The organism is Calidithermus terrae (assembly GCF_003574345.1).
In the GTDB taxonomy this organism is placed as follows: domain Bacteria; phylum Deinococcota; class Deinococci; order Deinococcales; family Thermaceae; genus Calidithermus; species Calidithermus chliarophilus.
The window spans coordinates 1-5,882 of the sequence record NZ_QXDL01000227.1; the positions used below are offsets into that span (position 1 = coordinate 1).

Consider the following 5,882-nt stretch of genomic DNA (forward strand, 5'->3'; position numbering starts at 1 on the left):
GGAGGGCGTTCCCCTCGCGCTCTTCCTCCCAGGCGAAGGCGGCGCTGGGGAGGGCGGGGAAGTTGGGGGTCAGCACGCCGTTGAAGCGCTCGAGCACGACGTCGGGGCCGCCGGTGTAGCGCTTGTCGGGGCGGATGAGGTTGCGCACGTTGGACTCGCGGCCCACCCAGTAGCGGCCGGTGCTGGTGCGGACCTCGAGCTCGGTGATGAAGCCGCCGCGGGTGCGCTTGAGCACCTTCAGGCCCTGCAGGGTGCCCAGCTCGAACTCGGGGCGGTCGGGGGTGTAGCGGCCCTCGACGGTGCGCACGAACTCCGGCGAGGCCCGGCGCAGGGCGGGGAGGGTGCGGGCGAGGACGGCCTCGAGCTCGCTTCGGCTGAGGCTCACGCGCCAGCGGAACAGCGAGGACTCGCCGTCGTAGAAGCCTTCGGGGGCCCAGTTCCGGAAGAACTCGAGGGCCTGGCGCTCGCTGGAGATGTTCACGGTGACGGGGTTGGTCTGGGTCTTCGCCCGCAGGTAGGCCAGCCGCTCGCGGTCGGGCCAGACCTCCTCGATGCTGGCGGTGGAGCCCGGCGAGGTGGAGAAGTAAAAGGCCTGGGCGAGCGCGCCGCGGTAGGTCAGGACCTGGCCCAGCGTCTCGGCCACGGCCTGGTCGGTGCTGGGCTGGGGGGGCTGGCCGTTGTAGACCTGTTCGTTGGTGCTGTCGTCCACGTCGGCGCCCAGCGACTTCCAGTAGTTGCGCTCGGGGGGTGCGGTCATGCGGCTGTAGGCGTAGGTGCGCGCCGCGACGGCCTGGGCTTTGAGGGCCTCGAGCGGGAAGTTCGGCGGCATCTCGCTGGGCAGCACGCGGCGCAGGTACTCCTGGAGGTCGAGGACGTTGACCACGCTCAGCCTGCCCTCGCGCGCGCCGAGCAGGAGGCGGCCCGGGTACTCCGGGTAGAAGTCGCCGCGCTGCTTGCCGCCGACGAGGAATCGGGGGGCGCCCGGGGCTTCGGGGTCGGCGGCCACCTCCGCGAAGGGGCCGAGGTCGTAGGCCTTGCCCAGCACGCTCACCCGGATTCGCCCCTCCTGGGCCGTGAAGCGTAGCGGGCCGTCGCCCAGGCTGCTGAAGGCCGGCTTCAGGCGCTGGGGGTCGGGCCCGCCCCGCACCTGGGCACGGGCGTAGAGGGGGGTGACCTCGAGGCTCTCGAAGAGGTACTGGCCCGGCTTCGCGCTCAGGAGGACCCGGATGTTCTGGCCGCTGGAGGGCAGCGGCGGGGGCGCGGGCTCGCCCTGGCGCAGGGCGAACAGGGCGAGGAGGAGGGCGGCGGAGCTGAGCAGCGCGGTGAGGTACATCCGCCTCATTCTCGCCGCACCGCGTTGGAGTTGCTGAGCAGCACCGCCGAGCCCAGTTCACCCACCGTGTAGCGCGTGTGGGCCAGCAAGGCCTGCATCAGGCGGTCGAGGGGGGCTCCCTCGAGCGCGTCGATGGCCTCGCTGCCGGGCAGGCGCAGCACGGCGGCGAGCGCCTCGAGGCCCTCGAGGCCCAGGTAGACCCCGCCCCTCGGGGTCAGGTCGCCGTCGAGCAGGTTGGTGCCCTCGCCGTGCAGGTTGGGGGCCAGCCCGGCCGCCTTGAGGATGCGCCAGCCGCCCCAGACCGCGACCAGCCGGGGGTTGGCGTGCTTGGCGACGCCCTTGAGCGCCGAGACCAGCAGCGGCCACACCCGCGCCGCCACCTCGGGCGAGGCCACGCGGAAGGCCAGCTCGGCCAGGAAGGCGGCGAAGGGGAAGCGCTGGGGGTGCTCGAGGCCGTGCAGCCGCCCCACCAGCTCGGCCTGCGTCAGGGTCGGCAGGTCGGAGCCGGGCTTCTGGTAGACCTGAAAGCGCAGGTGGTGGAAGAGCGAAAGCCGCCCGCTGCGCCCCGAAGGGCGCATGGCCTTGCGGGCCACCGCCTGGCTGGCCCCTTCCGGCCCCACGAACGACAGGATCACGTCCCCGCCCGGCATCGCCTTACGGCCCACGACCAGGGCCTCGAGGGTGTGGTAGCGCTCCACCCCCCCATGCTACCCAAGCGCGGCGCTTTTGCCGTCACCTGGGTTGCGATGAGGCGTCAACCCTCAGCCCTCAGCCGTCAGCCTGTGGCTCGCGGTGACCCCACCCCGTCCCTCCCCGCCCGCGGGGAGGGTTTGTGCGCCGGGTCAACGAGTTCTGGGGCTCCAGCCGTCCCTCCCCGCCTGCGGGGAGGGTTTATCCCCCCCAGCCCCCCTTGCTAAGGGGGGTGACAAGACGTCCTGCGTTTTGCGTCTTGCGTCTTGCGTACGACGTACGACGTAGGACACGCGTCTTGCGTCTTGCGTCTTGCGTTAGGCCTCTCGCGTACGACGTACGACGCAGGACGTACGACGTAACACCCGCGCCCTTCAGGTAAGATGCACCCCAAGAGGGAAAAGCCGTGGCGTCAACCATTCTCCAACTTTCCGGTATCACCAAGCGCTTCCCGGGGGTCGTCGCCAACGACCGGGTGGACCTCGAGCTAAAGGAGGGCGAGGTGCTGGCCCTGCTGGGCGAGAACGGGGCAGGGAAGTCCACCCTCGTCAGCATCCTCTACGGGCTCTACCGGCCCGACGAGGGCGAGATCCGCATCGAGGGGCAGCCGGTGCACATCGCCTCGCCCGCGCACGCGCTGCGGCTGGGCATCGGGCTGGTGCCCCAGCACCCGCTGCTGGTGGGCCGTCACACCGTGGCCGAGAACCTGGCGCTGGGGGTGGGGCGCTTCTGGTTCCCGGCCCAGCGCATGGTGCCCCTGATCGAGCAGCTCGCGCGCAGCTACGGCCTCGAGGTAGACCCCCACGCCCGCGTCCACCAGCTCTCGCCGGGCGAGAAGCAGCGCATCGAGATCCTGCGGGCGCTGCTGCGCGGGGCGCGGGTGCTGATCCTCGACGAGCCCACCAGCGTGCTCACCCCGCTCGAGGCCGAAGCACTCTTCCGGGTCATGCGCGAGCTGCGCTCGGCGGGCAAGTCCTTAATCTTCATCAGCCACAAGCTCGACGAGGTGCTCGCCATCGCCGACCGCGTCAGCGTGCTGCGGCGCGGCAAGGTGGTGGGCGAGCTGCCCGTGGCCGAGGCCACCAAGCCCCGCCTGGCCGAGCTGATGGTGGGGCGCAGCGTGAGCTTCGAGCGCAAGCGGGCCGAGCCGAGGCTGGGGCCGGTGTTGCTCGAGGTGCGGGGTTTGCAGGCGCGCTCGAGCCGGGGCCTCCCCGCGCTGCGCGGCGTGAGCTTCAGCCTGCGCCAGGGCGAGGTGCTGGGCGTGGCGGGGGTGGCGGGCAACGGCCAGAGCGAGCTGGTGGAGGTGCTGTCGGGCCTGCGCCGCGCCGAGGCGGGCACGCTGACGCTGGAAGGCCGGCCCCTGGTGACCGACCCTGCCCGCCTCTTCGAGATGGGCGTGGCCCACATCCCCGAAGACCGCATCCGCATGGGCACGGTCCCGCCGATGCCGGTGAGCGAGAACCTGGCCTTGCGCGAGTACCGCAAGCCGCCGCTGGCGCGGGGCTTCTTCCGCGACCTCGCCGCCTACGAGGAGCGGGCTAAGGCCCAGGTGCGGCAGTACGCCATCGCCACCCCCAGCCCCTCCACGCCCACCCGCCTGCTCTCGGGCGGCAACATCCAGAAGGTGATCCTGGCCCGCGAACTCGCCGGCTCGGCCCGGCTCATCCTGGCCGTGCACCCCACCTACGGCCTCGACGTGGGGGCCACCGAGCAAGTTCACCAGATCCTGCTCGAGAAGACCTACCAGGGCGCCGGGGTGCTGCTGGTCTCCGAGGACCTCGACGAGATCCTGGCCCTGGCCGACCGGGTGGCCGTGCTCTACCAGGGCCGCCTGCAGGGCCCCTTCGAGGTGGGGAGCCTGACGCGGGAGCAGATCGGGCTGCTGATGACGGGCTCGAGCCTCCCCTCCGGGCAGGGGGGTGCGGCGTGAGGCTGGTCCCCGACCCCAACCCGCCGCGCCTGCGCGTGCTGTGGGTGTCGCTGGGGGCCATCGCCGTGGCCCTGCTGATCGCGGGGGCGGTGTTCGCGGCCTACGGTCTGAGCCCTCTCGAGGCCTACCGCACCATGCTCCAGGGCACCCTCACCGACTGGAAGGGCCTCTCGGAGGTGCTGCGCCGCACCATCCCGCTCTTGCTGGTGGGGGCGGGGCTCACCCTGGCCTTCCGGGCGCAGTTCTTCAACATCGGCGCCGAGGGCCAGCTCCTGATGGGCGCCATCGCCGGGGGCGGGGTGGCGCTGTTCCTCCCCCTGCCGCCCCTGCTGAGCCTGCCGGCGATGTTCCTGGCGGGCTTGATGCTGGGCGGGGCCTGGGCGCTGCTGGCGGCGTGGCTGCGCTCGAGGCTAGGCGTCAACGAGATATTAAGCACCCTCATGCTCAACTACGTCGCGCAGTACGTGCTCATCTACCTGATCAACGGCCCCTGGAAGGGCCAGAACGTGCGCGGCTTCCTCTACTCCGACGAGTTCGCCCCCTATGAGCAGTTGCCCACCCTGCCCGGCACGCTGGTCCACTGGCCCACGCTGCTGCTGGGGGTCGTGCTGGCGCTGGCGCTGCAGGTGCTCCTCACCCGCACCACGCTGGGCTACGAGTTGCGCGTGGTGGGGGAGAACCCCGGCGCCGCCCGCTACGCGGGGATCTCGGTCCCCAGGGTGGTGCTGGTCATGGCCCTCATCACGGGCGGGCTGGCGGGGCTGGCCGGGGTGGGGGAGGTGGCGGGGATCCACCACCGGCTGCTCGAGCCCGCCCAGATCTCGCTGGGCTACGGCTTCACCGCCGTGATCGTGGCCTGGCTGGCGCGGGGCAACCCGGCCTTGGTGCTGGTCACGGCGCCGTTGATGGGCATCATCCTGGCCGGGGGCGACCTGCTCAAGATCAGCCTCAACATGCCCTTCCGGGTCATCGACGTCTTCAGCGGGGTGATGCTCTTGTGCCTGATCGCTTCGGAGATTTTCGTGCGCAACCGCGTGCGGTGGGGGAGGGGCTGATGGAAGAGATCTGGAACGCTTTGGGGCGGGCCCTTTCCTTCGGCACGCCGCTGCTGCTGGCGAGCCTGGGGGCCATCATCAACGAGCGGGCCGGGGTGGTGAACCTGGGCGTCGAGGGCATGATGGCGGTGGGCGCGCTGGCCGGCTTTGCCGTGGCCTACGGCAGCGGGGCCGGCGACGGCAACCTCTACCTCGCCGTCGCGGCGGCCGCGGGGGCAGGCGTGTTGGCCTCGCTGCTGCACGCCTTCGCCGCCATCACCCTGCGGGCCAACCAGTTCGTCTCGGGCCTGGCCCTCACCATGATCGGGCTGGGGGTGGCGGGGCTCTTGGGCAAGCGCTTCGAGGGCTTCCCGCTGTTCAACCAGGCGCTCGAGTGGCCCTTCACCGTGGGCGCGGTGCTCATGGCGCTGGGGCTGGCCTTCGCGCTGGCCTACACCCGGCTGGGCCTGGTGCTGCGCTCGGTGGGCGAGAACCCCGCCGCCGCCGACGCCCTGGGCATCGACGTGGTGCGCGTGCGCTACCTGGCGGTAGCCTTCGGCGGCGCGCTGGCCGGGTTGGCCGGGGCCTTCCTCTCCCTGGCCTACCGCCCCTCCTGGACCGACGGCATGACCGTGGGCCTGGGCTGGATCGCGGTCGCGCTGGTGATCTTCGTGGGCTGGAGCCCCCTGCGGGCCATCGGCGGCGCGGTCTTCTTCGGCCTGCTCTACTACCTCCAGTTCCGCTTGCAGGGCCAGAGCGGCATCCCCACCGAGTTCTTCGCCGCCATGCCCTACCTGCTCGTCATCGCGGTGCTGGCCCTCGCCGGCCTGCGCCGGGTGCAGGGCGCGGCGCCGGAGGCGTTGGGGCAGCCGTACCAGCGGGGGGAGAGGTAGGG

General features: G+C 71.8%; 5 protein-coding genes. 3 read left to right on the top strand and 2 right to left on the bottom strand.

What is annotated here, in order from left to right:
- The coding region (locus Mterra_RS18000) for a SpoIID/LytB domain-containing protein (protein WP_119316404.1) at positions 1–1,333 on the bottom strand (1,333 nt) is incomplete at its 3' end.
- A 5-nt stretch (positions 1,334–1,338) separates the two neighbouring features.
- Positions 1,339–2,031: a DNA repair protein RecO gene (recO, locus tag Mterra_RS18005; RefSeq protein WP_119316405.1), complete on the bottom strand. Its 693-nt coding sequence runs from the start codon at positions 2,029–2,031 to the stop codon at positions 1,339–1,341.
- A gap of 410 nt (positions 2,032–2,441) precedes the next feature.
- On the opposite strand from recO, the gene Mterra_RS18010 reads away from it, so the two are divergent.
- Genes Mterra_RS18010 through Mterra_RS18020 form a run of 3 tightly spaced genes read left to right on the top strand, consistent with a single transcriptional unit; the run spans position 2,442 to position 5,880 of the window.
- Entirely contained in the window at positions 2,442–3,953 is a 1,512-nt protein-coding gene (locus Mterra_RS18010) for an ABC transporter ATP-binding protein (protein ID WP_218022963.1), read from the top strand.
- Entirely contained in the window at positions 3,950–5,008 is a 1,059-nt protein-coding gene (locus Mterra_RS18015; RefSeq protein ID WP_119316407.1) for an ABC transporter permease, read from the top strand. The genes Mterra_RS18010 and Mterra_RS18015 overlap by 4 nt, the downstream gene beginning before the upstream one ends.
- The gene (locus Mterra_RS18020; protein WP_119316408.1) at positions 5,008–5,880 is read left to right on the top strand and encodes an ABC transporter permease; all 873 of its coding nucleotides are present in this window, start codon (positions 5,008–5,010) and stop codon (positions 5,878–5,880) included. Before Mterra_RS18015 ends, Mterra_RS18020 begins: the two co-directional genes overlap by 1 nt.
- The last annotated feature ends 2 nt before the right edge of the window (positions 5,881–5,882 follow it).